Source organism: Mucilaginibacter sp. P4_E8 (genome assembly GCF_056401495.1).
Genome location: NZ_JBFUJG010000001.1, coordinates 155,231 through 178,941, shown reverse-complemented (window position 1 = coordinate 178,941; position 23,711 = coordinate 155,231). Strand labels below are relative to the sequence as shown.

The following is a 23,711-nucleotide window of genomic DNA, read 5'->3' as shown; positions in this document are numbered from 1 at the left end:
CCATGGTTTGATCAGTATGGAAAAATGAGCAATGGCACAGCGATATGAGCGGGCAGGGATTGCCCTACATATTCACCGATAATTTCCTCAAAATGAAAGCGGTGATTGACGAGGATCAGCAAATCGTTATGCATACCGTTGATCATCACGTCCACGGCTTTGATCAGGTCACGTTCCTGGACATTGTTAAAAAACAGCTGATCGTAATCAATATGAGAACATATTCCTTCTGAAAATATACTTTGTGCATAAGGCTCCATGATATGCGGTAACCCTTTGGCGGATAAATGGGCGATTGTTAAGCTGGCGTGAAATGGCTTAGCGAGCTCAACCAGGTATTTAACAACAGCCAAACGGCAATAGCGCAGATCCGCGATATAAACCAGGCGCTCCAGATCTTTCAGCGGCCAGTCCTCCGGGATCAGCATGAGCGGGCTGCGTACCCTGTTCAGTACACCATAGGCATCCAGTTTTTCTTCCACATCGTTCTGCTTTGCTTTACGGGGCAACCCCTTGATGAGCATATACACCTGATCTTTATTGACCATCTCCGCAAAGCGAGGAATAGGGAAATCAGCAATCATTATTTCCTCGATTACCGGGTTATTATCGGTCTCTTGGCGATTTGGTTCACCAATTTGATCCGCCATTTTACTTTTAAAATATTCATGCTGCTCTACAGGAAAATTTGTTCCCACCCGCACCTTTTTGTGTTCCTGCTCCCGTACTTTTGAAGTATGGCAAATCACTATTTTTGCCTGGATCTTTCTGGCGATCAACCTGGCGAAAGCTGCTGCATGAAGATCTGCCGGTGAGTTGTCATTGAGGACGATAATAGTTTTCATAACGTATCCGGTTGAATATCCGGTCTTTGTAAATTTTGCAATAATGCCCCGGCAGTTAAATGATAAGCATCACGTCAAGAACTGTTTGACGTCAGACCCTGTAATGAAGCCGCATGTATCATCGTGATGATGCCTGCGGGTTTCTGGAACCTGGCTGGTATGCAAAAACGATCAATCTTTTACTAACTTTTCAGTAATCGGTCCATTTCCAATTCTCAATTTCCGGTATATTAAAATGATTGAATAAAAAATGACCATCGTCACCTTTTTGCACCAAAAAAATTATATATTATATTGTTCTGATTACCAATATTTGTGATCAACAATCAGTATTGATAAAATCAACATATGGAAAACACCGCCCTGTTAAAAGCGATTATCGATAATGCTATTGATGGTATCATTACGATCGATGGACGAGGTATCGTGGAAACGATCAATCCCGCGGCCTGCAAACTATTCCTTTGTACTCCCGAAGAGGTGATTGGAAAAAATGTCTCTACGCTGATGCCGCCACCTTATCGGGAGCAACACGACGGGTACATCAATCGTTACCAGCAGACCAATGAACCCCATATTATTGGTATTGGCCGGGTAGTGACCGGCTTACGCAAAGACGGCACCACCTTTCCGTTCAAGCTGGGGGTGAGTGACGTTCCTTTTTCGGGAAGAAAGATCTATGCCGGATTTATCCATGACCTTAGCCGGGAAATGGAAGCAGAGGAGCAATTAAAGGAATATGCCGCCCATCTGGAAGAACTGGTTGAGGACCGGACACTGTCCCTAAAAAAATCAGTACAGGCTTTACAGCAGGCCAAAGAGGAAGTCAGCCTTTCTCTGGAAAAAGAAAAAGAACTTGGACAGTTGAAAAGCCGGTTCGTGTCCATGGCATCCCACGAATTCCGTACGCCGTTAAGTGCGATACAATTATCATCCTCTCTGATAGAAAAATATGCGCAGCCCTTTGATAATCCAAACATCAGCAAGCATGTCGTTAAAATAAAAACCGCGATCGGTAACCTTACAGCCATCCTGAACGATTTTCTATCGCTGGAAAAACTGGAAGCCGGGAAAGTAACCCCTTCCTTCGTCTCCTTTGACCTGGTCAAGCTTGCAGAAGAGATTACGGAGGAAATGCAAATGGTGGCCAAACAAAATCAAAACATTATTTACCAGCATACCGGGATTAGCAGCCTGATCATCCTGGACCAAAATCTGGTCAGAAACTGCGTAATCAACATCATCGGTAATGCCATAAAATATTCAGGAGAAAACACTTTCATAGAATTTAACACCGAGATCAGTGAACAATTTTGTCTGATCACCATTAAAGACAACGGAATAGGCATTCCGGAAACCGACCAAAAACATCTGTTTGAGGCATTTTTCCGCGCGCATAACACCGGTAATATCCCAGGAACCGGATTAGGCCTAAATATCGTAGCGCGCTACGCCGGCCTGATGAATGGCCAGATTGAGTTTCAAAGCGACATCAACCAGGGAACCATGTTCACCATTAAATTTCCGAAATCATGAGCAAAAAAGTATTGATCATTGAAGACAACAATGACATCCGTGAAAACGTGGTTGAAATACTGGAACTGGCCGGTTACGCGGTGGCTGACGCCAGCAACGGTAAAACCGGGGTGGAACTTGCCATTAAAAACCCGCCCGACATTATTTTATGCGATATCATGATGCCGGAGCTGGATGGGTACGGGGTTTTATATATGCTGAATAAAAATCCCGAGACCTGTGCTATCCCTTTTATATTCCTGACGGCCAAAGCCGAACGGGTGGACCAGCGAAAAGGGATGGAAATGGGTGCGGATGATTACCTGACCAAACCATTTGATGATATGGACTTATTGAATGCCATTGAAAGCCGGCTGAAGAAACAGGAAATTCAAAGGAATTTTTACAGTAAATCGCTTGACCGCTTGAGCAATCTGATCGGTAAAAACGACGGATTGGCGGAGCTTAAAAAGATCATACAGGAACGAAAAATCAGGACATTTAAAAAGAACCAGGTCATATATTATGATGGAGATAAAGGCAACGGCCTTTACCTGGTCACCAGCGGAAAGGTCAAGACCATCAGACTGGCCGAAGACGGCCGTGAACTGATGACCGGAATTTATGGTACAGATGAATACCTGGGTGCCAATGCGCTTTTAGCTAATGAGCCTTATACGGATACGGCAACCGCCCTTGAAGACAGCACGGTATGTCTTATCCCTAAGGACCAGGTGGAACTGTTGCTTAATCAGTATCCCGAAGTAGCCCGTGAATTTATTAAGTTGCTGGCCAATGACATCAGGTACAAGGAAGACCAGTTGATGCAGCTGGCCTACCATTCAGTCCGAAAAAGAATGGCGGAAGCCCTGTCACGGTTACACCGGCAGCAAAGCAGCGAAAATGAGGGCTTTAAGATCACCCGGGAAGACCTCGCGGCCATGGCGGGAATGGCGACTGAAACCGTAAGCCGGACCCTTTCCGATTTTAAAGACGAAGGGCTTATAGAAAAGAAAGGCAGCCTGATTCTGATCCTCAATCCGGAAAAATTGGCTAAAATGAAAAACTGACACAGGTCAACAATTCACCAGATACTGATACAGCTCATTCCATAGAGGTTATCATACTTCTAGGATCGGCCAAGCAGAAAGCAGTTAGCCGGATTCTTCCGGGAATGCTGATATCCCAATGATCTTTTTTGCACAGCTGATCGTTTGCGTCCGGGTGGAAATCCGCGAATGTTTCCAGGTAACGCTGTTAGAGGAGGAGCATACTACGGCCATAGCTACCGCGGAATTAATACTTTTGTCCTATGCATGGCAAAACGGGTGGCGTACACGGATCATTCTGAAAAATCGGTCAGTACGCCGGTGGTATTCATATAAATCCATGTGGGATCATTATTTTTTTTCTACTTTTTCCGTTGTCATGATAGCTTCCGTGTAAGTGAACAATTCTTTTTTGGTTGTTTTCACTTCTGCAAACAAGGTCTTTAATTCCGCTTCCAGTTTATTATATTTTTCGAGAAAAGCAAAGTCCATTTCCGTTTTTGAGTTTTCAATGAATGGTTTAAGAAAATGAAGAAATTCCGGAATCTTTATTTTAAGGAAATCCAGACGCTGTTCTTGTTCCTGAATTTTTGTTGTAAAGCCTGTCGCTTTGCATGGCATTTCATTTAGCAGGCCCGCTTCCTGGTATTTGCGCAGGATATTTTTAAAAAAACGCATTTCATCCTCCATAAAAGAAATGTCCTGCAACCAGTGCTCGCTTAAAATATACAGTTCCTGCAGTTCGTACTCCAGTTGACTGTCGGTTTGTTTCGTGTTCATAACTTTGATATTTGATAAATTTAAACAGATGATTTGTCTCGAAAAACCAGTAAGGGGATATCGATGTGAGCGGCCATTTTTTTTGTATGGCTGCCTATAAACAGGCTGTTGAAAAAGCCATGTTTACGATGAACCATCGCCAGCATTTCCACTTGGCCATGTTCGTCCTTCAGCCAATCCAGTCCAGTCTCAGTCCAGCTTCCCTTGATCAGCTGACAATCAATTTCAGGATAGCCGGTCTTTTCAGTCAGTTCTTTTACTATTTCGCTCAGGGAATGTTGAAGTTGTGACGTAGCCTGTTTTTTATTATTGACATGTATCAGCAAAACACCGGCATTCAATGGCTTAGCCACCTCTACCAGTTTATGGATGCAGTTCAAATCTTCCTGCAGATTTTCGAAGTCTGTGGCAAATGCTATTTTCCGGATTTTTTTGAAATGGGTTCCAACCGGAACCAGCAATAAAGGGACGTTGCAATTGTCAATCAGTCTTTGGGCATGATTACCTATCAGCCATTGGCCTAAACCTTCATTTTTGTGTGAGCCAAGCACTACTAAACCAGCACCCTGAAGATCACTGACCTGATTAACGACATCGCATACAGTACCCGCCTGGTTTACAAAGCTCACTACAGGTTTAAATCCGTCACCTGTCACTGATTTAACAGCAACCAATTCATCTTTGAGCTTGTTTAATTCCTTTGTACTGTCTTCCATCAACTCTTCAAAAACATCAGGCGGCCAGCCAACAATACCAGTCTGTGGGATTTCTGCCGGAACGATCATGGCATTACAAAGCGTCACATCGGCTCTTAATTGTTTGGCCAGTTCAAATCCATAACGGGCCACCTGTTTCGAGCCGTCTGAAAAATCGGTGGTAATTACTATTGTTTTCATGACTTTACACATCTAATTTATCATGTAAAGCTGCCTAATTGTGTGCAGTATAAAACTGATGGCGGTCATATCTTATGGTGATCTTATGTCGGATAAAACAGTCATATTACTCGGCGGTAGCTGATATTTTCTGAATTAAAATGAGCTTCGGCATTTTTCACAGCGCAATATCACCGCATTTTTGAGCAGCATTGGTTTTGACCGGATCCTTTTTAGCACGATCATAATTATATCAGCACCAGGACTATTTTGACTCTATTATTATATCATCCCATGTTTGGATTTAAGGCTTTCACCTCTCTTAAAAAGATCTTTAACGCAGAAGTTCAGGCAGAAACCGATCAGTATCACCTGACCGGGGCAAACCGATCGCTCCGGGATATCGCAGATTTGCCAGAAGTCCTGCAACAGTGTCTGTCGGCCTCTGGCTTTGCCGGTAAAAAAAATGTGATCTGCTGGAAAATCAATTGGAAGGATGCATTCTTAAAAACAGCCTATCATCAAAGCTGGGCTCCCCTGGTATGTAAACAGGTAAACTTTTTACCTGTACCCGCAAGGATTGTGTATATGCAATCCAGATTAATGGGTATACTTCCGTTTGGTGCACGGGATAAATATCAAAACGGAAAGGGAAGTATGCTGGTCAAGCTGATGAATATTTTCACGCTATCCGATACCCGGGGAAAAGAAATGGATGCGGCAGAACTGGTAACGATCCTGGCAGAAACCATGCTGATTCCGGCCTATGCTTTACAACCCTATATCAGCTGGAGGGAACTGGATCCTTATACCCTGGAAGGGACCATTCATGATCAGGGTGTTACGGCAAGCGGTATATTCTACTTCAATGAACACCATGAGTTGCTTCGCATTGAAACTTCAGACCGTTATTATACAGATCATGAAGGTTTTAAAAAGTATAAATGGATTGCATATGCCGGAGGTTATATAGAAAGAAACGGGCTCAGATTCCCTTCGGAATTCAGGGCAGAGTGGAAAATGCCGAATGAAGACTACTGCTACTTCAAGGGTAAAATCGATGCATTGGAGACCAATATATTTGATTGAGCGATATCAAACACCATTAATAAATGAATTAGTGATTTGAATCATTTATTCTAATGCCAGGTATCATTATATAACCGATTCATTTTACAAATATTTGTAATTGTAAGTAAGCCATTGTTCAAAATGCAGCGTTTACTATTGCCAAAGCGTTACAAGCTCTTCCTCAATTGACCTTTAAATCACCAATAAATAAAACTATGGAAAAGATACTTGTTACCACCGACCAGTCCACCAATTCGAAGGCTGCAATCCGTTTTGCCATTAAACTGGCGAAGCAACGCAAAGCCGAATTGATCATTCTTCACGTATACCACCTGTTAAAACCCTTCAAATGGAGCAAACAAGCCTTTGAAGCGTATGCTGATAACTTTAGAAAAAAAACGGTTGAAGAGCTATCTACATTTATTGCCGAAATCTACAAGGCTATCGAGGAACCTGAAACCGGCCATCAATTGGTACTGGTATCTAATATCGATGTGGTGGATGGGATCATGGATTATGCGAACAGGCATCATTGCGCCTATATATGCATCAGTACCCGTGGTGCGGGCACCCTGACAAAAATATTCGGAACCCATACTGCTAAGCTGATCTCTAGTTCTGCTATACCCGTGCTATGCATTCCAAGTACTTATCATCTCAAAGAATTAAAGCATATTCTTTATGCATCGGACATGACCGATTACGAGCGCGAACTCGATAAAGTGATTGCCTTTGCACGGCCTATCCGTGCGAGTGTGGAGATGATGCATATTTCCTATCCTTATGAATTTGCATTTGATAAAGCGTTTATGGAGGCCATGTTAAAGAAAAAAGCGAATTATACGGTGCATATTCTAAATAGAAAAAGAGATATCACAAATGTTTTGCTGGAAGATATTGACGATGCCATTAAGATCAGTAAACCATCCCTTTTGGTTTTGTTTACCCATCAGTCAAGGTCCATGTTTGAAAAATTGCTTTTTCCTTCCAATGCGGAGAATTACTCCTTTTATGGAAAAATCCCTTTACTTACCTTTAATAAAATGGAAAACAAATAAGCGCTCACCAAATGATAATGAAATATCCCTTAGATCACCCTTTTTCATTATCCATGGAGGAAGTTGTAAATCTTGTTCAAACGAACGAGCATAAAGGCATTCCTCAAAATGAGGCTGCAAAGCGCAGTAAATCCTATGGACTTAATACTTACAAAACTCAAAAGCAAAAAAGCCTGTGGCTGATCATGCTTGTTCAATTCAGGAGCCCAATCGTTTACCTCCTGGTATTGGGGGCGGCCGTTTCACTTTACTTTGAGGATCTGTTGGAGACCATAGCCATTTTGGTTGTTATTGTCATCAATGCGCTGATTGGCTTTTTTATGGAAGTACAAGCACGCAGTTCCATGAACGCGCTCAAAAAAATGGACGTCATACTGGCAAAGGTGATCCGTGATGGTAAAACCAAATCAGTCCCGTCCGAACAACTGGTTCCCGGTGATCTGGTTCCCCTGGAGGCCGGGGATATAATCCCGGCAGATGGCCGTTTAGTAGAAGTGCACCGCTTACAATGTGATGAATCATCACTTACCGGCGAATCGCTTCCATCCGAAAAAAACACAGCAGCATTAACTGAAGATACGGTGGTCGGCGATCAAAACAACATGGTCTTTAAAGGCACGTCCGTGCTCAACGGGAACGGAAAAATGGTGATCACTGGTATTGCAGCACATACGCAATTAGGTATCATTACTGCTTTGGTCGAAAATTCGGCCGATACCGCCACCCCACTGGATAAAAAACTGAATAGATTGAGCCGGAAACTGATCTGGATAACACTGGCCATGACCGCTATTTTCGCGGGAACAGGATTTATTCAGGGTAAGAAAGTATTGATCATCATCGAGACATCCATTGCGCTGGCGGTGGCTGCCATACCTGAGGGTTTACCTATTGTGTCAACGGTTGCTTTATCCTATGGGATGTTGCTGATGGCCAGGCGTAATGCTATCGTAAAGAAATTATCCGCAGTAGAAACGCTGGGGAGTACCGGAGTAATCCTAACAGACAAGACCGGAACCTTAACGGAAAATAAGATCTATGCGGATACATTCGCCTTTCCGGAGGAAAGTATCAACGTACATATAGAAAATAATCTTTTAACATTTCCAAACGGTGTGATTAATGTGAGCGCCGAAAACTTTGAAAAGCTCTTGTTAACTGGTATTTTATGCAATAATGTCGTTATTACAACAGACGAAAAGAGCGGCGGGGAAAAGAAGTTTTCCGGAGATCCGGTGGAAGTTGCGTTAATACAAATAGCCATAGCCGGGGGTTTGGATACAGATGCATTAATCAAACGATATGTACGTATCGGAGAAGTTCCGTTTAGTTCAGAAATCATGATGATGGGTACGTTACACCAAACGCCATCAGGACATTTTGCTGCCGCTAAGGGATCTGTTGAAGGATTGCTGGAGAAATGCAGTAAAATACAAGCTGGTACGCTAATCAAAGCGTTGAATAAAGAATCCCGGAATGCCATACTTTTAAAATCGGAGCAAATGGCAACCACCGGACTGCGGGTATTGGCATTTGCTTACCGGTTGGATGATGCACTCAATGACCACAATTATCTGAATGATATGGTGTATATTGGTATGGCCGGTTTTCTTGATCCACCCAGAACAGATATTAAGGGGGCCATATTTACTTGTAGGAATGCAGGAATTAAAGTGGTGATGATCACCGGTGACCACCCGCAAACAGCATTAAATATAGCCAGGGAAGTAGGTTTAATTGATGCCGGCGACAAAAATGTGATCACCGGCAGGGAGCTGCCAGCAAGTGACTCATTAACAAAAGAATGGAGGGAGCGTATTTTGGCTACGGCTGTTTTTGCACGTGCCTCACCTAAACAAAAACTGGAAATTGCCGATGTTTTTCAAAAGGCCGGGTCTATTGTAGCCATGACAGGCGATGGTGTTAACGATGCACCAGCATTAAAAAAAGCAGATGTTGGTATCGCTATGGGGATCAGAGGAACCCAGGTAGCCAAAGAAACGGCCAGTATTGTTTTGAAAGATGACTCGTTCATTTCAATTGCTGAGGCGGTGGCACATGGCCGGGAAATATTTCAGAACATTCAACGGTTTGTGGTCTACTTGATGTCTTGTAATCTGAGTGAGATATTTATTGTGACCCTCTTGGGCATTATTACCCCCGCGGCTACTTTACTGCCCCTGCAGATCCTGTTCTTAAATATGGTTACAGACATATTCCCGGCACTGGCACTGGGTTTAGGCACGGGCGATAAAACCGTGATGCAGAAACCACCCAGAGATCCTGCAAAAGAAATCATTACCAATAAAGGCTGGATGGTTATTGCCTCCTACTCCGCAGCCATGACCTCGGCAGTAATTATTGCGGTCGTTTATTGTAAAGAGGTGATTCATAGCGATGACCAGGTATGTAATAATGTAGCGTTTATCACGCTCACGTTTGCACAATTATTTCATGTGTTCAATATGTCATCGGATGGGTCCGGTGTTTGGAATAATGAAATTACCAGGAACAGATTTGTATGGATCGCCATTTTCATCTGCAGCGGCCTTACGCTCATGGTTTTTGCAATACCCGGTATGCGTTTGGTTTTAGGGCTATCGGTACTTCCGCTTAAATTATGGGTAGCCGCAATAACAGTGGGTATGTTACCATTGGTCGTTGTCCAGACTTTCAAAGCCATACAGAAAAAATATAATTAAACTTTCATCAGGCTTTTTACCGGCCGCTCATCGCCCAGCAATACCCCCCATTGCTTATAATTTTCGGAGCGGTCAAACACTATTTTTAAAATAGAGAGAACGGGCATGGCCAGGAACATACCCGATATACCTGCCATGGTTCCTGCTATAATAATTCCAAGAATGGAAACAAGCGGATTAATTTTTACCTGTGAGCCTACAATACGTGGCATCAAAATATTATTATCCAGCAACTGCACAAACGTAATAGCTCCTAATACAATCAGTACATCGGCAATACTATCTGATGAAGCAAGGGTTAACAATACGCCTAAAATATTACCAATTAAGGCACCCAGGTAAGGAATAAGGTTCAAAAAAGCAAAAATAATCCCGATCAGTAACGCATTTTGAATACCAAAAAGCCACAATATTCCGCCTAAAAGTATAATGATATAGGTAATTTGTATCAATAAACCAATCAGGTAGTTTTTTACCATTTGCTCTGTTTGCCGGATACCTTCTTCTACATTTTGATACTCGTTTTGTTTAAACCACATCAGCACGAACTTTAAAAAAAGATTCCTGTATAGCATGATCAGGTACATATATATGGGCAACAGTCCTATAAATATGACTATGCTTGTCAAAGACCCTGCTGCACCTTTCAAAACACCGCCCAGGGAGCTGAAAAGTTTTTGGCTTTGTACATTAATGAATTTCAACTGTTCTGCCGGAGAGTACCCAAATGAGTTGCTTATCCATATACTTAAATTATCTAAATGTTTAGCTACAGTCTGTTCTATTTGCGGAAAATCATCTAACAAAGCTCCTACCTGGCTGGAGAACAACCAAATGATCAAGGCCATTACAATAGTTAATAATAATATCGGCAAAAAAACAGCAATGGCTTCAGGCAGTTTTAGCTTTCTGAAAAAACGAAATACAGGCAAGAGCATCAGGCTGAAGAAAAATGCCATTAACAATGGCATTATGATTGTATTTCCGGCCACTACGATAGTTCCTAAAACAAACAGACCAATTAATTCTATAGCACGTTTTACGGTTATCGGCATTTTATTGATCATAGGGTACAGTTAGGTTATACTTTTTGCAATGCGCTTTTTTTCATTACCCAATATAAGCCTTTTTATTTTACTAAATAATTAGTAGCCAGCTGGGTAAGCATACCAGATAAATATTGGCAAGGTTTTTCAGTTGGCTGTTTGTTCAAACCGCCCTGTTTTCTTGCTGATATTGATTTTATAAAGAATGAGCTCAACGTCATTTCCAATATCGCTTTCCCTGGCCGTTATACCATGCGACGGATGGGTGTCAGCTCCCTTAAGAAAAGGGCCGATCTGGTCGATGAGTTGCTGCATTGCCCGTTGTTTTTCTTCCAGCTCCGTTAATTCTTCAAAAACACCCCAGACAATTACACATTCCCAGTTAACCATATCTGTTATATGATCGACCTCAAAACATATTTCCGGGTTTTCCCGCAGCATACCGATCTTCTGACCGTCTGTAGAGTGTGCAAGGATGTACGTGCCATCGTAGACATAATTCACAGGAACAATATAGGTTGTCCCTGTGGCGTGGCAGCCGATCCGGCCAATCACCTGACTTTTTAACAAAGTCTCTATCTGGTTTTCATTTAATTCTCCTAACATGGCGGACTGTTTAATAGTTAACAATCGAATATTCCGATCCGGGGTAGTTTTATCCGTCCGGGTGCAACCGCAGTTGCTGTGCATGAATCAGGAATTCTGTCAGATGAGTAAATTGCCTGTCTTCATATTCCCATTCCAGGATGAATCGGTATCTGCCATCATCACATGGGCCGAGAGTGACTTCAAAATCTTTTTTTCCTTTACTGTCAACCAGTATCTGCTGCGCTGACTGCACATCACCACAAAGGCGCCTCAAACAGGCGCGGCCTTTAACAGGGTGCGAAAAATTAAATTTCAGACTTGGCATATCTCCTCCTTATTTAAACCGAAATGTACTACCAAATTTAGGCGCCACCGATTTCTCAAAAAATGATATCCGGCACAAAATAGCCTGATCTTCTATATTTTTCAGGCGGGCAGACCAGCCTGTTCAGCGGCATGTTTATTTTCCATTTCAGTAGGAGGCTGCACTTTTAACTCACGACGATTTATCAGGAACAACAACTTTGGTCGGCCTTCCTTCATGATCGTAATGGGAACGCGAAGTTCATCCTTTAGCTTGACCCGGAGGGCCTCCTGCGCGCAGGGTTCACCATGTACGAGAAAGACCTCCGCAGGCACCGGTTCAAATCCTTTTATCCAGGTTAGCAATTCGCGCTGGTCGGCATGGGCTGATAAGCCACCGATCTCCAAAATCCGCGCTCGAACCGGATAATATTGTCCATGTATCTTAATTTCCGGGACCTGGTTGAGCAGGGCTCTTCCACGGGTACCTTCAGCCTGATATCCGATCATCAGAACCGTGTTCTTTGCATCCCCGAGGTAATGTTTAAGATACTCCAATACCCTGCCACCGGTGAGCATCCCACTTGCAGCAAGCACGACCTTACTCCCTTTCTGACGGATGATTTTTTCCGTATGGCGGTAATCCGGGTTGATAGTCATCCCGCTGAACATCCGGGCTGTTTCAGCCTCGGGAAGTGTTAGCCAACCCGGGTATTTCAACAAGGTACGGCCGGCCGAAGCCGCCATAGGGCTGTCGAGGAAAACCGGGATACTCTGAGGTATCTCTTTGGTGTTTTTCAGCCGGTATAAAATATGCATCACATCCTGTGCCCGGCCCACAGCAAAGCAGGGAATCAGCAGGTTACCGCGCTGAAAAATCGTATCCTTGACAGCCAGATCAAATGCTTCCGCCGGATCAGCTGCACCATGCACGCGATCCCCGTAAGTGGATTCCATGACCACAAAATCGGCCATGACCGGATGAACAGGCGGGGGAAGCAATTCTGAATGATACCGACCAATATCACCGGAAAACACGATCGTCTTTCCATAACAAGTGATTTCCACAGAACATGCCCCTAAAATATGACCGGATGGAAAAAACTTAAACCAGATCTGCTCATTTAAACGGAAGGCATGTCCGGGTTCTAGCGTGCTAAACTGCTGCAGCGCGATTTCCACGTCCTTTGTCGTATACAACGGTTCGGCCGGCCGGTGCTTGCTGTAACCGTGCCTATTGGCTTTATCAGCATCTTCTTCCTGTAATTTTGCGCTGTCCCGCAGAATGAGCTCCGTCAGGTCACGCGTGGGTTTGCTCATGTAAATTTTACCCTGATAACCATTCCTGATGAATAGCGGAATATAACCGCAATGGTCCAGGTGAGCATGGGTGAGGATCATCACATCGACGGCTGAAGGTTCAACCGGCGGTCTTTCCCAGTTTCGTTCCCGGAGGGACTTAATACCCTGAAATAAGCCACAATCTACCAGGATGTTCAGATCCGGTGTTTGCAGCAGGTGCTTAGAACCTGTAACGGTTTCTGCGGCCCCAAAAGACTGTAAATAAACAGCCTCGTTATGAGGAGTATCATTTTCGTTATTCATGATTAATGGCTTTTAAATGTGATTTATATTTTCCTAAAATTAGCGCACCGGCGAAGCCAAATTATTGACGAACGTCACCATGAAAACTGATTCGGGTCATCGTGATTCGCCAGAGATAAGGGGAAATTTGAACCATAAACATTAAATAAATTATCATATCAACTGATGGAAGATTTTTGGAACACCGACAGGTTCTTTGACAAACCCTTTTTTTCAAGTGAGCCATTACCTGCAGTGAACATCCGGGAAACAAAAGATACTTTTGAGCTGGAAATAGCGGCACCGGGCTTTAAAAAAGGAAGATTTTAAGATCTCTATGGAAAATGGTTTGATGACGATCAGCCCGGAAAACAGTAATGAGCAAAAAGAAGAAAAAGAAAACTATACCCGTAAGGAGTTTTCAAAAACGGCTTTCACCCGTATGTTCAGCCCGCCGGATAACATACAGGACGGTTTGGTTATCAGTTCAAACAACTCGAAATGATACCGGAAAAGTCCCTGTCTGGCGCTTTTCTTCAACCGTAATCTATAACACATGTAAATGATGATCTGCATTATATTTTATGCCCCTTATCATATGCACAAATGACCAGGGTCATTTACCGTGGGAAGCAAAAAATCAAACTTTGTATAGCATAACACTTCAAAACCACCCGAATGAAAACGATATTAGTCCCTACCGATTTCTCCGCGCCTGCAAATAATGCAGCGCGCTATGCCCTGCAACTGGCCAAAAGCATGAAAACAGGGATCAGGCTATGCAGCGCGATTTCAGTGCCTATCGAGGCCCCGATGGCGCCGCAGGTTGTATGGCCGCTGGAAGATTATACTTCTATAAAAAATTCCATAACAGCGCAACTGGAACTGTCTGTAGAAAAGCTCAAGGAACAGGCAGAGATCCCGCCACCAGGCTACCAGCCGGCCATTGGTTACAGCAGCGAGGTTGGCTCGGTAACCGAAGTGATCAGAAATGTGATGGATGAACAGAAAATGTCCCTGGTGGTGATGGGCATGTCGGGTGCAGGCGGTCTCAGTCGGTTTTTCCTGGGCAGCAATAGCAGGGAGCTGATAGAAAAAGCCAATTTCCCAGTTATCCTTATTCCCGCTGATTTTATATACAAGCCTATTAAAAAGATTGCCTTTGCTACCGATTTAAGTAAGGGCGATACTGAGGTAATTCATTCCCTGGCCGGTATGGCGCGTTATTTCAACGCGGAAATCCTGGTTAGTCATGTTACCGATGAAAAATATGAAAGCCCTGAAGAAAAGCAGGCGATAGCTAATTTTCTCAGTGAAGTATCAGACAAAGTCAATTATCCAAAAATCTACTACCGTCATGTCAGGAGTATCGATATAGATCAAGGCCTGAACTGGCTTTATGAACACAGCCAAATCGATATACTGGCCATGGTTCACCGCCCGCATCATTTTCTTTCGAAACTGATCAGGGGCAGTCATACGCAGCGACTGGCTAAGCATATCACTATTCCATTACTGGTATTTCCGCCTGACTGCTGCACGGCTATTTAAAACATACCCAGCACAAACGTTGTTCCTTAAAATAAACTCTAATTGCGTTAAAATGGAAATTCCCGGGTTCATGCAGGCCATGGTATTCGAAAAAGCAGGTCAGCCGCTTATCCTTAAAAGGGTACCGGTACCCAAACCGGCCGATGGACAGGTCCTGCTGAAGATCCTGGCCTGCGGTATCTGCAGAACAGACCTGCATATCCTCGATGGTGAACTTGACCAGCCCAAACTTCCGCTGATCCCTGGTCATGAAATTATTGCAGAGGTAGCCGGATTGGGACAAGGGGTGAAAGCTCCGGCATTGAAAACCATCGTCGGTGTCCCCTGGCTGGGTTATACCTGCGGGCATTGCCGATACTGCAAACAGGGAAAGGAAAACCTGTGTGATTATGCCCTTTTTACTGGCTATACCATTGACGGTGGCTATGCCGAATATGCTGTAGCTGATGCCCGGTACTGTTTCCCTCTCACCACCAACAATTACCATAGTGTTTCAGCTGCACCCCTGCTCTGTGCCGGACTGATCTGCTTTCGCACCTACCGGATGATTGATCCCGCCGCAATAAATATCGGCATTTACGGTTTCGGCGCCGCAGCGCATATTATTATCCAGATTGCCCGGGCGCAAGGAAAAAGAGTTTTTGCCTTTACCCGCAACGGCGATGACGCTGCACAACAATTTGCTATGCAATCGGGAGCCGTCTGGGCCGGCAACAGCACGGAAGCCTCCCCGGAACTACTGGATGCCGCCATGATATTTGCACCCGCCGGTGAGCTGATTCCCATAGCATTAAAACAGGTGGTAAAGGCCGGTCAGGTTATTTGCGGCGGCATTCACATGAGCGAGATCCCTGCCTTTTCCTATGATCTCATTTGGGGAGAAAGAATGATCAAATCAGTAGCTAACCTGACCCGCCAGGATGGTCTGGACTTTTTCGATACACTGAAAACAATTCCTGTTCATACACAGACAACCATATTCCGTCTTTCCCAGGCCAATGAAGCCATTGAGCAATTAAGGAAGGGGCAGATCAGCGGAGCGGCGGTTTTGACGATGGCCTAAACACTGTTTATATGAAGCCGGAGCGGTTAGCTATAGCAAGTCTTTTTGTCATTCAAACTTTTAATTACGGTAACCGATGCCTAAAAAATAAATGATGGAAACTACGCCTATTACCATTCGTCCCGGATCTTCAACCGCAAAAATAGCTGGTATAAGCGGACTGAATGATGTGCAAGTAAACGAAGCCCGACAACGTTTCGGCCTTAACCGGTTGGTTTATAAAAAGAGTAATCGCTTTTTTGATGCGGTCAAAAGCTTGTCCAAAGAGCCTATGGTCCTGCTGCTGCTGGCAACCTCAGGGATTTATTTTATCAGCGGCAATACCGGTGATGGATTTTTTCTGACCGCCGCGATCATACTGGTTTCGGCTATTTCTCTGTATCAGGACTCCCGGAGCCGCAATGCGCTGGAACAGCTCAGGAACTATACACAGGCCGGCTGCAGTGTTATCCGGAACGGCAAAACAGTAAGTATAAGATCCGACGAAGTGGTTGTTGGTGACAGCCTGGTAGTTGAAGAAGGTGCAGCCATTATGGCCGATGCCACTATCATTCAGTCCAATGATTTCTCCGTTAATGAATCCATCCTCACCGGGGAATCACTACCCGTTTATAAAGATCCCGGACAAAGTGACCATTTTATTTATCGGGGCACCACGGTGGCCAGCGGATTAGCCATTGCCACAGTAACAGCCATTGCCCATGAAACCAAGCTGGGAAAAATTGGCAAAAGCCTGGAAGCCATATCCGAAGAGCCTACACCACTTGAATTGCAGATCGGTAGTTTTGTCAAGAAAATGGTGATTGCGGGTGTTGTCATATTCCTGATTGTCTGGGCCATCAATTATTACCGTTCGGCCCTCATTTTGGATAGCCTGCTAAAAGGTCTTACACTGGCAATGAGCATTTTACCGGAAGAGATACCGGTAGCCTTTACCACCTTTATGGCCATCGGCGCCTGGCGGCTGATGAAAATGGGGATCGTGGTCAAACAAATGAAAACAGTGGAGACCCTCGGCAGCGCTACAGTAATCTGCACAGACAAAACGGGAACGATCACCGAGAACAGGATGAGCCTGGCCGGTGCATTCGCTTTGCGATCAAATCGAATTGCTGATGATGCAGCGCTGTTTGATCCCAATGAACAGGAACTCATCAGGATGGCCATGTGGGCCAGTGAGCCCGTACCATTTGACCCGATGGAGGTTGCCCTGCACCATACTTATTCGCAAATATTTGCGGCTGATGAAAGGCCGCTTTATCATATGATCCATGAATACCCACTGGGCGGCAAGCCGCCCATGATGACCCATATTTTCGCTGATGGTTCGGGGCATCGGATTATTGCCGCCAAAGGGGCTCCGGAAGCCATCATGCGTTTATGTGTACTGAGCGAAGAGGAGCACCGGCATACGATGACTGCGATTGCAACACTAACCGATGATGGTTACCGGGTTTTAGGCGTTGGGGAAGCCATTTTCGGAGACGATGAATTCCCTGCCAGTCAGCAGGAATTCAAATTCACATTTAAGGGGATCGTGGCTTTTTACGATCCACCCAAAGCAAATATTACAGATGTACTGAAAGTATTCTACAAAGCAGGTTTAGCGGTTAAGATCATTACCGGCGACAATGCGGCGACAACCACCTCCATTGCCCGGCAAATCGGGTTCAGGGGATATGATAAATGTATAGACGGCGCAGCATTAATGACACAAAGCGATGAGGAGTTACAGGAAACTGTTCTCCAAATCAATGTATTTACACGAATGTTCCCGGAGGCTAAGCTGAGGGTGGTTCAAGCCCTGAAAACTGATAACCAGATTGTGGCCATGACCGGGGATGGGGTAAATGACGGGCCCGCATTAAAAGCCGCACATATTGGCATTGCGATGGGCAAAAAAGGAACAGAGATAGCCAAACAAGCTGCCTCTCTCGTACTTGCCGATGATGACCTGTCAAAAATGACAGATGCGGTAGCCATGGGCAGAAGGATATACGCCAATCTTAAAAAGGCCATTCAGTATATCATTTCCATCCACATTCCTATTATCCTCACGGTTTTTATTCCACTGATCCTCGGCTGGGTCTATCCCAATATTTTTTCACCCGTACATATCATTTTTCTCGAACTGATCATGGGACCCACCTGTTCTATTGTGTATGAAAATGAACCTATGGAAAAGAATAGCATGCTGCAAAAGCCCCGGGCATTTACCCAAACCTTTTTTAACGGAAAAGAGCTTATAACAAGTGTCATTCAGGGATTGGTTATCACCGCCGGGACTTTAAGTACCTACTGGATTGCCGTGTACCAACACGCCAATGAACCCGTTACCCGTACGATGGTATTCGGCACACTGATCGCTGCCAATATCCTGCTGACTTTGGTAAACCGTTCCTTTTATTATTCCTTATTAACCACCATTAAATACAGGAATAACCTGGTACCTGTTGTGCTCGGGATCACTATAATTGTTTCCGGACTATTATTTTATATCCATCCCTTGGCAACGTTTTTTGGATTTGAACCTTTAAGTTTTATTCAACTATCCATCAGTTCGGGCGTGGGTATACTATCGGTGATCTGGGTTGAACTTTTAAAACCAGGAAAAAGATCTGTTTTGAGCTAAAATAAGCTTTCCAATCCAAAAATCTCCGCAGACCACGCAATGTCAGGAAACCAACCACTTATAAATGATTAAAATCAATACCATGTGTGACCGATCACCGGTTTTCAATCTAAGCCTTAAACTATATTTGTATTACCCGATGGATGGAATTTATTCCTGTTTCGGTAGAGAAGCAGGACACTTCGTCTTTATTAACTGAGGCCCTGCCATATCACGGAACCGGAGATCCCGGTTCCGCTTTTTTTTAATTTTTCCACCGTCGCCAGAATAGAACATATCCGCGTTTTGTGTCCCGCTCATTTTTCGTTGGTACTGTTCCCAACAACCGTTCCCGAAAAGTTTATAGCGCTTAAAAGGATGCTGCCTATCAACTCCTGACCTGATGATTATCATTATTTACAGCGGTGCAAAGCAGGATATTTACAGTAATAAATATTCATCGTCATGGAAACGCAGGGTACAAGACAGACATGGTCAGGGAACAAACTTTACAGAACCTTAAGGCTGCTGGCTTATCTGATTATTTCGATATTTCCGATCAGTTTGCGGGCGACAACCTTAAATCTATATTGTCGGCGCCTTTCTGCTTACGTTGATACGCCAATAGCTGAATCACTAAAAAGTCAGCTGACAAGCCATAAAAATGATTTATATTATCCCAAATCAGTCGCACGCTTTTATCAGCAAAATGGTTACCGGCTTTTATGGCTAGCCCCCGGCAGTATCAGGACACCAGCTACGGAGGCGATGCTGATGCTGGATTGTGTATTCCCGTTCGGCCTTGCATACGAGGACTACCATCCTGACGAACTGTTAGCCGACAAATTATATTACTTCAGCACACATTTCGATCAAACTGGAAATGACCGGAAATCCAGCTTTGATATCCTGCTGACAGATGCCTTGCTGTATATGATCAACAACTTGCATTACGGTAAGCTTAACCCGGATTTTCCGGCCTCTTACCTGGATACTGCAAGCGCAAATGAATTTATTGCGTCGCAGTTGCTGCGGAGTGCAATACAGGGTAAAGGCTTTAAAGAAATTTTGGAGACAGCCCAGCCGGTATCAGGCGCCTATCAGGATTTAAAGCATCAGCTTGAGTTGTTAAGTGGCGCTATGTTTAACCCTTAAAAAAGCAGGCTACCTGATCAAAGCGGTATACAATCATACCTCATTACCAATCCGTATTTTCCGTATCTGGCGCTATCTTCATAGGCAGTATTATAGCAGGCACATAACCTGTTTCATTGTTCATCGGACTGCTCCGTTTCCTAATCAAACTTTTTCGTTGGAGACACGGAGCGCATGATGAAGATACCAGGCAAATTCGTCATCTTCGGATGCGCTCAGCATCGTTTCGCTAAGGTTATGCTGCCAGTTCGCAAGTGCCTCGTCTGCCGTACAACCAAAGCCGAAGACTCCTTTCTGCGGATCAGGGCCTAACAGGCAACAGTAGGCATCCCCTTTCCGGAAAACAACCGGCCTCAATTCCCGCATTTCCATCGACAGGTTGTCCGCATCAAAATTTACCGCAACCTTCTTATCCTCATCAATTTCCATCTGTTTCATAACGAAATTTTAAGGTTATAAAAGGATAACAGCGCACCGGTGTTTATTGTTTTTGATCAGCCGTGCCTTTCGTTAAACAGTCAATCATGCAAGTTCATTTCACGCTCCGGGGCCAAAGAGCTATGTAATAATAGGTAACAAGGCGAGCCTTCTGAAGGCGTCGGGCGATGTTTCGGATAATAATCGTTCCCGTATGAGTTCAGCGCAGGTTTCAGCGCTAGCTGAGGAAGTATCAACTATCAAGTCATAAATGCCGGGTACATGCACCTGCTCCCAGAGCAGCACCTGTGGTGGGACAGGTGTTTCCACTGTGCCCGTCACGTAATTTCTCGTGGAGTCCTGGCCAGGTTTGTTTCTTCGTCTCATAATTTCTTCAACAGCGCATTTAACCCCCACGAAAAAAACGTCATGATCAGCTAATATTCCCGCACAACCGGGCAGAATATGTAACGGCCTACTATAGTTATCATGGTGACAAACATCCGCGATAACATTTAAGCCACGCTTACTGTGTATGGCGATCGACTCATACAGCGCAGCATAAGAATCTGAGACAAAAGACTCCAACTCCGGCTGCTCACCTCCGGGCCTTAACCCTAATCCGGGTTGTAAACCGGGCGGGGTAATATGATCGACATACATATCTACGCCTATATTCAGCCAAATACCATCAAAGGTATTTTGCACGACTTTTACAATACTCGATTTACCTGACCTTGGCGCTCCATTTAAAATAATTATCTTACCAAATTCCATTTAATGAAATGTATTAAAAGTGGCAAAAATACAAAATGATTTCCCTCATTCATTTTTACCAATAAGCAAACCTCATTCCTAAAGTATGGAACTACCTACGCAAAAGAATGTTTGTTTTATTGTAGCAAGACCGCATAGGTTGCTTTCACCTTGTGCTTTAAAAGTGGGTTCGTTCCGGACTTCGCCTGCCCAGGTGGCCACATCAACTAAGGATTGCGTTCCCAACAGTTCTTGGATCTGGGCTTTGGCTTGCGGGGTTAATTGGTTTTCAGCAACAGTAGCTACTGCCTGATGACCTTTACCCCCCAGGGAACCAGGATAAAGGTTTTCGCCGTCGGAGCATTGCCGGTCAACAGGCTTTTTCCTACTTCAAGAGTTTTTTTTCTCCCGCTTTAAAAAAAATCAAAAAGAGAATCACAATATGTAAACCACTCACGGCGTTTCCATACCTTAAAAACAAATTACAACATGGAAAAATTCAATGCACTTAAAGAGCTGGTAGAGACAGCGGAAAATGATGCCCAAAGCTTTTTCAACAAAGGCAATAAGGCAGCTGGAACGCGGCTGAGAAACACGATGCAGCAATTAAAAAACACGGCAACCGACATCCGTAAAGAAGTAACAGAGAAAAAGAACGAAGTAAAATAAACAAGAAAAAACTGTTTTGGGAAAGCCCTGGCCAGCTAATGGCCGGGGCTTTATGCTTTACCTTTTTTAAGCGGCCAGATGAACAAGTCCTAAATTCAAACAGGCACGGCCGTAGTAAGCATGAGTTAACTCAACCAGGATGTCCCCGGATGATTTTAAAGCACTAGGCTACACCCAGAAAACGGAAGCTGTTTAGCCCGGTGCCGAATGAATTCATTATTACTCAGCTGTGACTTGCGCGCAACACCAGGACGCTTACATTTGCTGTTAAATATTGAGCATTTGATGAAGAAAATAGGATTTTTATCATTCGGGCATTGGTCTGACCATCCCGCCTATCAAGCCCATACCGCAGGCGATACCCTGCTGCAGTCCATTGATCTGGCGGTTGCCGCAGAAGAAATTGGGTTGGACGGCGCCTATTTCCGGGTCCATCATTTTGCGCGCCAATTGGCGTCGCCATTTCCGCTGCTTTCGGCTATTGGGGCCAAAACCAGCAAAATAGAGATCGGGACCGGCGTGATCGATATGCGTTATGAAAACCCCATGTATATGGTGGAAGATGCCGGTGCTGCTGACCTGATCGCCAGTGGGCGCTTACAATTGGGCATCAGCCGGGGCTCGCCCGAGCAGGTCATCGAAGGATGGCGCTATTTCGGTTATGAACCTGCCGAAGGAGAAACCGATGCAGAGATGGGACGCAGGAAGGCTTTGGAATTTTTGGATAAATTACAGGGTGCCGGATTTGCACAGCCCAACCCGTACCCCATGTTCCCTAATCCGCCAGGGTTGTTACGCCTGGAGCCGCATTCGGACGGACTGCGGGAACGTATCTGGTGGGGAGCTGCTTCTAATGCAACGGCGGTTTGGGCAGCAGCGAACGGCATGCACCTGCAAAGTTCTACCCTAAAATTTGACGAAAGCGGTAAACCTTTCCATATCCAGCAGGCGGAACAGATCAGGTTATATAAAGACGCCTGGAAAAAAGCCGGGCACCAGCGCCAGCCAAGGGTTTCGGTAAGCCGCTCCATTTTTGCACTGGTAACGGAACAAGACAGACAATACTTTGGACAGCAAGGAAAAGGGGCAGACAGCTTTGGTTACATCGAAGCTGATCAACGGGCGGTCTTCGGAAAGACTTATGCCGCCGAACCCGGGCAGCTTATCAAAGAATTGGCCCGGGACGAAGCGATACAGGAAGCAGATACGCTGCTCCTGACCATACCGAACACGTTGGGCGTTGATTACAATGTCCATGTACTATCTGCTATTCTGCGGCATGTTGCCCCTGCATTGGGCTGGCGATAAATAAGCCGGTCACCATAAATCCCTATACCATCGGGCCCTTTTTGACTTGATGTTATCCAAATAGCCTATTTTTGTAATAGGGAATTAATATTAAACCATCATTATGGCAACTACAGCGAATGATCATATGGACTGGAACGAAGTGATCAAACAGGCATTTTTTGATTCCTGGGCAAATAACTCGGCGGTAGACGTTACCAATTATGCATATAAGATCAGTAATCATTTTAACCTGGATTTGATCACCAAGAAGCTTCAGATCACCATCATGGCTTCCAAAGACAAGGCAAGTGAAATTAAATACCATACCAACAGGCTACAACTATTGGTGAATGCTTTTGTTTTAGCACTCCTTGCTATTTCCGATGATGGCAAAATGTTAACCGCACATAATATCGAATTAGCTAAACATACTTTGCAGGATAAAGAGAAGTGCAGCTATGAATAATAAGGTAGTTGTTGCTAATTTTCACCTGTCATTTTGCAGCAAATGGGCTAAGCGCCTGTCTCCATATAGCAATTGCACCGGCCATTTCCGTTTCGTCTAAAGAACAGTAACCGATGCGTATGAAGTCGTGTGGCATCGAAATATCAGGTTGAAAAAAATAATTACTGCCATCGCTGATGTATAGCCCCAGCTTTCCTGCATGCAGGGCAACCGTTCCGGCATTGATGTGCTTTTTGTAGGCTGCCCAGATAGCCAGTCCTCCGTTCGGTCGGTCAAACGTTAAATATTCTTTCAACTGCTCCCGAAGCAGCCGGCAG

25 protein-coding genes are annotated in these 23,711 nt (G+C 44.5%); 14 read left to right on the top strand and 11 right to left on the bottom strand.

Features of this window, described 5'->3' with window-relative positions; all coding sequences use genetic code 11:
* Positions 1 to 11: 11 nt before the first annotated feature.
* A complete protein-coding gene (locus AC1DRQ_RS00950; protein ID WP_477421739.1) occupies positions 12 to 845 on the bottom strand; it encodes a hypothetical protein in 834 nt (277 codons plus the stop codon).
* Positions 846 to 1,193: 348 nt separating this feature from the next.
* Between AC1DRQ_RS00950 and AC1DRQ_RS00945 the strand changes: the two genes are divergently transcribed.
* Positions 1,194 to 2,381, top strand: coding sequence for a PAS domain-containing sensor histidine kinase (locus AC1DRQ_RS00945; protein ID WP_477421737.1), 1,188 nt, complete (start codon positions 1,194 to 1,196; stop codon positions 2,379 to 2,381).
* Positions 2,378 to 3,430, top strand: a complete 1,053-nt coding sequence (locus AC1DRQ_RS00940; RefSeq protein WP_477421735.1) for a response regulator — start codon at positions 2,378 to 2,380, stop codon at positions 3,428 to 3,430. Before AC1DRQ_RS00945 ends, AC1DRQ_RS00940 begins: the two co-directional genes overlap by 4 nt.
* Before the next feature lie 330 nt (positions 3,431 to 3,760).
* Here the strand turns inward: AC1DRQ_RS00940 and AC1DRQ_RS00935 are convergent, their stop codons facing one another.
* Together AC1DRQ_RS00935 and AC1DRQ_RS00930 are read right to left on the bottom strand one after the other, a co-directional pair.
* Complete coding sequence (locus AC1DRQ_RS00935; RefSeq protein WP_477421734.1) at positions 3,761 to 4,189, bottom strand: hypothetical protein; 429 nt, start codon at positions 4,187 to 4,189, stop codon at positions 3,761 to 3,763.
* 20 nt (positions 4,190 to 4,209) lie between these two features.
* The gene (locus tag AC1DRQ_RS00930) at positions 4,210 to 5,085 is read right to left on the bottom strand and encodes a universal stress protein (RefSeq protein ID WP_477421732.1); all 876 of its coding nucleotides are present in this window, start codon (positions 5,083 to 5,085) and stop codon (positions 4,210 to 4,212) included.
* Positions 5,086 to 5,358: 273 nt separating this feature from the next.
* Here AC1DRQ_RS00930 and AC1DRQ_RS00925 point away from each other — a divergent pair, with 273 nt between their 5' ends.
* From AC1DRQ_RS00925 to AC1DRQ_RS00915, 3 genes are all read left to right on the top strand, one after another.
* Complete coding sequence (locus tag AC1DRQ_RS00925) at positions 5,359 to 6,153, top strand: DUF6544 family protein (RefSeq protein ID WP_477421730.1); 795 nt, start codon at positions 5,359 to 5,361, stop codon at positions 6,151 to 6,153.
* A 197-nt stretch (positions 6,154 to 6,350) separates the two neighbouring features.
* Positions 6,351 to 7,193 carry a universal stress protein gene (locus tag AC1DRQ_RS00920; protein ID WP_477421728.1) on the top strand — a complete coding sequence of 281 codons (843 nt, stop codon included), beginning with the start codon at positions 6,351 to 6,353 and terminating at the stop codon, positions 7,191 to 7,193.
* A 17-nt stretch (positions 7,194 to 7,210) separates the two neighbouring features.
* Entirely contained in the window at positions 7,211 to 9,895 is a 2,685-nt protein-coding gene (locus tag AC1DRQ_RS00915; protein WP_477421726.1) for a cation-translocating P-type ATPase, read from the top strand.
* On the opposite strand, the gene AC1DRQ_RS00910 is transcribed toward AC1DRQ_RS00915, so the two are convergent.
* From AC1DRQ_RS00910 to AC1DRQ_RS00895, 4 genes are all read right to left on the bottom strand, one after another.
* Positions 9,892 to 10,962: an AI-2E family transporter gene (locus tag AC1DRQ_RS00910; protein ID WP_477421724.1), complete on the bottom strand. Its 1,071-nt coding sequence runs from the start codon at positions 10,960 to 10,962 to the stop codon at positions 9,892 to 9,894. The genes AC1DRQ_RS00915 and AC1DRQ_RS00910 overlap by 4 nt on opposite strands.
* Before the next feature lie 126 nt (positions 10,963 to 11,088).
* Positions 11,089 to 11,547, bottom strand: a complete 459-nt coding sequence (locus AC1DRQ_RS00905) for a pyridoxamine 5'-phosphate oxidase family protein (RefSeq protein ID WP_477421722.1) — start codon at positions 11,545 to 11,547, stop codon at positions 11,089 to 11,091.
* Positions 11,548 to 11,596: 49 nt separating this feature from the next.
* Positions 11,597 to 11,854: a hypothetical protein gene (locus AC1DRQ_RS00900; protein WP_477421720.1), complete on the bottom strand. Its 258-nt coding sequence runs from the start codon at positions 11,852 to 11,854 to the stop codon at positions 11,597 to 11,599.
* 101 nt (positions 11,855 to 11,955) lie between these two features.
* A complete protein-coding gene (locus AC1DRQ_RS00895) occupies positions 11,956 to 13,437 on the bottom strand; it encodes an MBL fold metallo-hydrolase RNA specificity domain-containing protein (protein WP_477421718.1) in 1,482 nt (493 codons plus the stop codon).
* 165 nt (positions 13,438 to 13,602) lie between these two features.
* Here AC1DRQ_RS00895 and AC1DRQ_RS00890 point away from each other — a divergent pair, with 165 nt between their 5' ends.
* The 6 genes from AC1DRQ_RS00890 to AC1DRQ_RS00865 all read left to right on the top strand — a co-directional run bounded on the left by AC1DRQ_RS00890 (position 13,603) and on the right by AC1DRQ_RS00865 (position 19,796).
* Entirely contained in the window at positions 13,603 to 13,746 is a 144-nt protein-coding gene (locus tag AC1DRQ_RS00890; RefSeq protein ID WP_477421717.1) for a hypothetical protein, read from the top strand.
* 7 nt (positions 13,747 to 13,753) lie between these two features.
* Positions 13,754 to 13,921, top strand: a complete 168-nt coding sequence (locus AC1DRQ_RS00885) for an Hsp20 family protein (protein ID WP_477421715.1) — start codon at positions 13,754 to 13,756, stop codon at positions 13,919 to 13,921.
* A gap of 173 nt (positions 13,922 to 14,094) precedes the next feature.
* Complete coding sequence (locus AC1DRQ_RS00880; protein ID WP_477421713.1) at positions 14,095 to 14,967, top strand: universal stress protein; 873 nt, start codon at positions 14,095 to 14,097, stop codon at positions 14,965 to 14,967.
* A 52-nt stretch (positions 14,968 to 15,019) separates the two neighbouring features.
* Positions 15,020 to 16,030 (top strand): zinc-dependent alcohol dehydrogenase family protein, encoded by a 1,011-nt coding sequence (locus tag AC1DRQ_RS00875; protein ID WP_477421712.1) that lies wholly within the window; start codon positions 15,020 to 15,022, stop codon positions 16,028 to 16,030.
* A gap of 91 nt (positions 16,031 to 16,121) precedes the next feature.
* Positions 16,122 to 18,662 carry a cation-translocating P-type ATPase gene (locus AC1DRQ_RS00870; RefSeq protein ID WP_477421710.1) on the top strand — a complete coding sequence of 847 codons (2,541 nt, stop codon included), beginning with the start codon at positions 16,122 to 16,124 and terminating at the stop codon, positions 18,660 to 18,662.
* 543 nt (positions 18,663 to 19,205) lie between these two features.
* Positions 19,206 to 19,796, top strand: a complete 591-nt coding sequence (locus AC1DRQ_RS00865; RefSeq protein WP_477421879.1) for a L,D-transpeptidase scaffold domain-containing protein — start codon at positions 19,206 to 19,208, stop codon at positions 19,794 to 19,796.
* Between the two features lie 144 nt (positions 19,797 to 19,940).
* On the opposite strand, the gene AC1DRQ_RS00860 is transcribed toward AC1DRQ_RS00865, so the two are convergent.
* The 3 genes from AC1DRQ_RS00860 to AC1DRQ_RS00850 form a co-directional block, all read right to left on the bottom strand.
* Entirely contained in the window at positions 19,941 to 20,234 is a 294-nt protein-coding gene (locus AC1DRQ_RS00860; protein WP_477421708.1) for a hypothetical protein, read from the bottom strand.
* Positions 20,235 to 20,354: 120 nt separating this feature from the next.
* A complete protein-coding gene (locus AC1DRQ_RS00855; RefSeq protein ID WP_477421707.1) occupies positions 20,355 to 20,990 on the bottom strand; it encodes a chloramphenicol phosphotransferase CPT family protein in 636 nt (211 codons plus the stop codon).
* A gap of 78 nt (positions 20,991 to 21,068) precedes the next feature.
* Entirely contained in the window at positions 21,069 to 21,299 is a 231-nt protein-coding gene (locus tag AC1DRQ_RS00850) for a S1/P1 nuclease (RefSeq protein ID WP_477421878.1), read from the bottom strand.
* Positions 21,300 to 21,458: 159 nt separating this feature from the next.
* Here AC1DRQ_RS00850 and AC1DRQ_RS00845 point away from each other — a divergent pair, with 159 nt between their 5' ends.
* The 3 genes from AC1DRQ_RS00845 to AC1DRQ_RS00835 all read left to right on the top strand — a co-directional run bounded on the left by AC1DRQ_RS00845 (position 21,459) and on the right by AC1DRQ_RS00835 (position 23,394).
* Positions 21,459 to 21,638 (top strand): histone H1, encoded by a 180-nt coding sequence (locus tag AC1DRQ_RS00845; protein WP_477421705.1) that lies wholly within the window; start codon positions 21,459 to 21,461, stop codon positions 21,636 to 21,638.
* 285 nt (positions 21,639 to 21,923) lie between these two features.
* Complete coding sequence (locus tag AC1DRQ_RS00840; protein WP_477421703.1) at positions 21,924 to 22,946, top strand: LLM class flavin-dependent oxidoreductase; 1,023 nt, start codon at positions 21,924 to 21,926, stop codon at positions 22,944 to 22,946.
* 103 nt (positions 22,947 to 23,049) lie between these two features.
* Entirely contained in the window at positions 23,050 to 23,394 is a 345-nt protein-coding gene (locus AC1DRQ_RS00835; RefSeq protein WP_477421701.1) for a hypothetical protein, read from the top strand.
* A gap of 28 nt (positions 23,395 to 23,422) precedes the next feature.
* Here AC1DRQ_RS00835 and AC1DRQ_RS00830 read toward each other — a convergent pair whose 3' ends face one another.
* Positions 23,423 to 23,689 carry a hypothetical protein gene (locus tag AC1DRQ_RS00830; RefSeq protein WP_477421699.1) on the bottom strand — a complete coding sequence of 89 codons (267 nt, stop codon included), beginning with the start codon at positions 23,687 to 23,689 and terminating at the stop codon, positions 23,423 to 23,425.
* Positions 23,690 to 23,711: the final 22 nt, after the last annotated feature.

Excerpts from the sequence above, each read along its gene's own strand:
- AC1DRQ_RS00950 (WP_477421739.1), bottom strand. The coding sequence starts at position 845 with ATGAAAACTATTATCGTCCTCAATGACAACTCACCGGCAGATCTTCAT.
- AC1DRQ_RS00945 (WP_477421737.1), top strand. The coding sequence starts at position 1,194 with ATGGAAAACACCGCCCTGTTAAAAGCGATTATCGATAATGCTATTGAT.
- AC1DRQ_RS00940 (WP_477421735.1), top strand. The coding sequence starts at position 2,378 with ATGAGCAAAAAAGTATTGATCATTGAAGACAACAATGACATCCGTGAA.
- AC1DRQ_RS00935 (WP_477421734.1), bottom strand. The coding sequence starts at position 4,189 with ATGAACACGAAACAAACCGACAGTCAACTGGAGTACGAACTGCAGGAA.
- AC1DRQ_RS00930 (WP_477421732.1), bottom strand. The coding sequence starts at position 5,085 with ATGAAAACAATAGTAATTACCACCGATTTTTCAGACGGCTCGAAACAG.
- AC1DRQ_RS00925 (WP_477421730.1), top strand. The coding sequence starts at position 5,359 with ATGTTTGGATTTAAGGCTTTCACCTCTCTTAAAAAGATCTTTAACGCA.
- AC1DRQ_RS00920 (WP_477421728.1), top strand. The coding sequence starts at position 6,351 with ATGGAAAAGATACTTGTTACCACCGACCAGTCCACCAATTCGAAGGCT.
- AC1DRQ_RS00915 (WP_477421726.1), top strand. The coding sequence starts at position 7,211 with ATGAAATATCCCTTAGATCACCCTTTTTCATTATCCATGGAGGAAGTT.
- AC1DRQ_RS00910 (WP_477421724.1), bottom strand. The coding sequence starts at position 10,962 with ATGATCAATAAAATGCCGATAACCGTAAAACGTGCTATAGAATTAATT.
- AC1DRQ_RS00905 (WP_477421722.1), bottom strand. The coding sequence starts at position 11,547 with ATGTTAGGAGAATTAAATGAAAACCAGATAGAGACTTTGTTAAAAAGT.
- AC1DRQ_RS00900 (WP_477421720.1), bottom strand. The coding sequence starts at position 11,854 with ATGCCAAGTCTGAAATTTAATTTTTCGCACCCTGTTAAAGGCCGCGCC.
- AC1DRQ_RS00895 (WP_477421718.1), bottom strand. The coding sequence starts at position 13,437 with ATGAATAACGAAAATGATACTCCTCATAACGAGGCTGTTTATTTACAG.
- AC1DRQ_RS00890 (WP_477421717.1), top strand. The coding sequence starts at position 13,603 with ATGGAAGATTTTTGGAACACCGACAGGTTCTTTGACAAACCCTTTTTT.
- AC1DRQ_RS00885 (WP_477421715.1), top strand. The coding sequence starts at position 13,754 with ATGGAAAATGGTTTGATGACGATCAGCCCGGAAAACAGTAATGAGCAA.
- AC1DRQ_RS00880 (WP_477421713.1), top strand. The coding sequence starts at position 14,095 with ATGAAAACGATATTAGTCCCTACCGATTTCTCCGCGCCTGCAAATAAT.
- AC1DRQ_RS00875 (WP_477421712.1), top strand. The coding sequence starts at position 15,020 with ATGGAAATTCCCGGGTTCATGCAGGCCATGGTATTCGAAAAAGCAGGT.
- AC1DRQ_RS00870 (WP_477421710.1), top strand. The coding sequence starts at position 16,122 with ATGATGGAAACTACGCCTATTACCATTCGTCCCGGATCTTCAACCGCA.
- AC1DRQ_RS00860 (WP_477421708.1), bottom strand. The coding sequence starts at position 20,234 with ATGAAACAGATGGAAATTGATGAGGATAAGAAGGTTGCGGTAAATTTT.
- AC1DRQ_RS00855 (WP_477421707.1), bottom strand. The coding sequence starts at position 20,990 with ATGGAATTTGGTAAGATAATTATTTTAAATGGAGCGCCAAGGTCAGGT.
- AC1DRQ_RS00845 (WP_477421705.1), top strand. The coding sequence starts at position 21,459 with ATGGAAAAATTCAATGCACTTAAAGAGCTGGTAGAGACAGCGGAAAAT.
- AC1DRQ_RS00840 (WP_477421703.1), top strand. The coding sequence starts at position 21,924 with ATGAAGAAAATAGGATTTTTATCATTCGGGCATTGGTCTGACCATCCC.
- AC1DRQ_RS00835 (WP_477421701.1), top strand. The coding sequence starts at position 23,050 with ATGGCAACTACAGCGAATGATCATATGGACTGGAACGAAGTGATCAAA.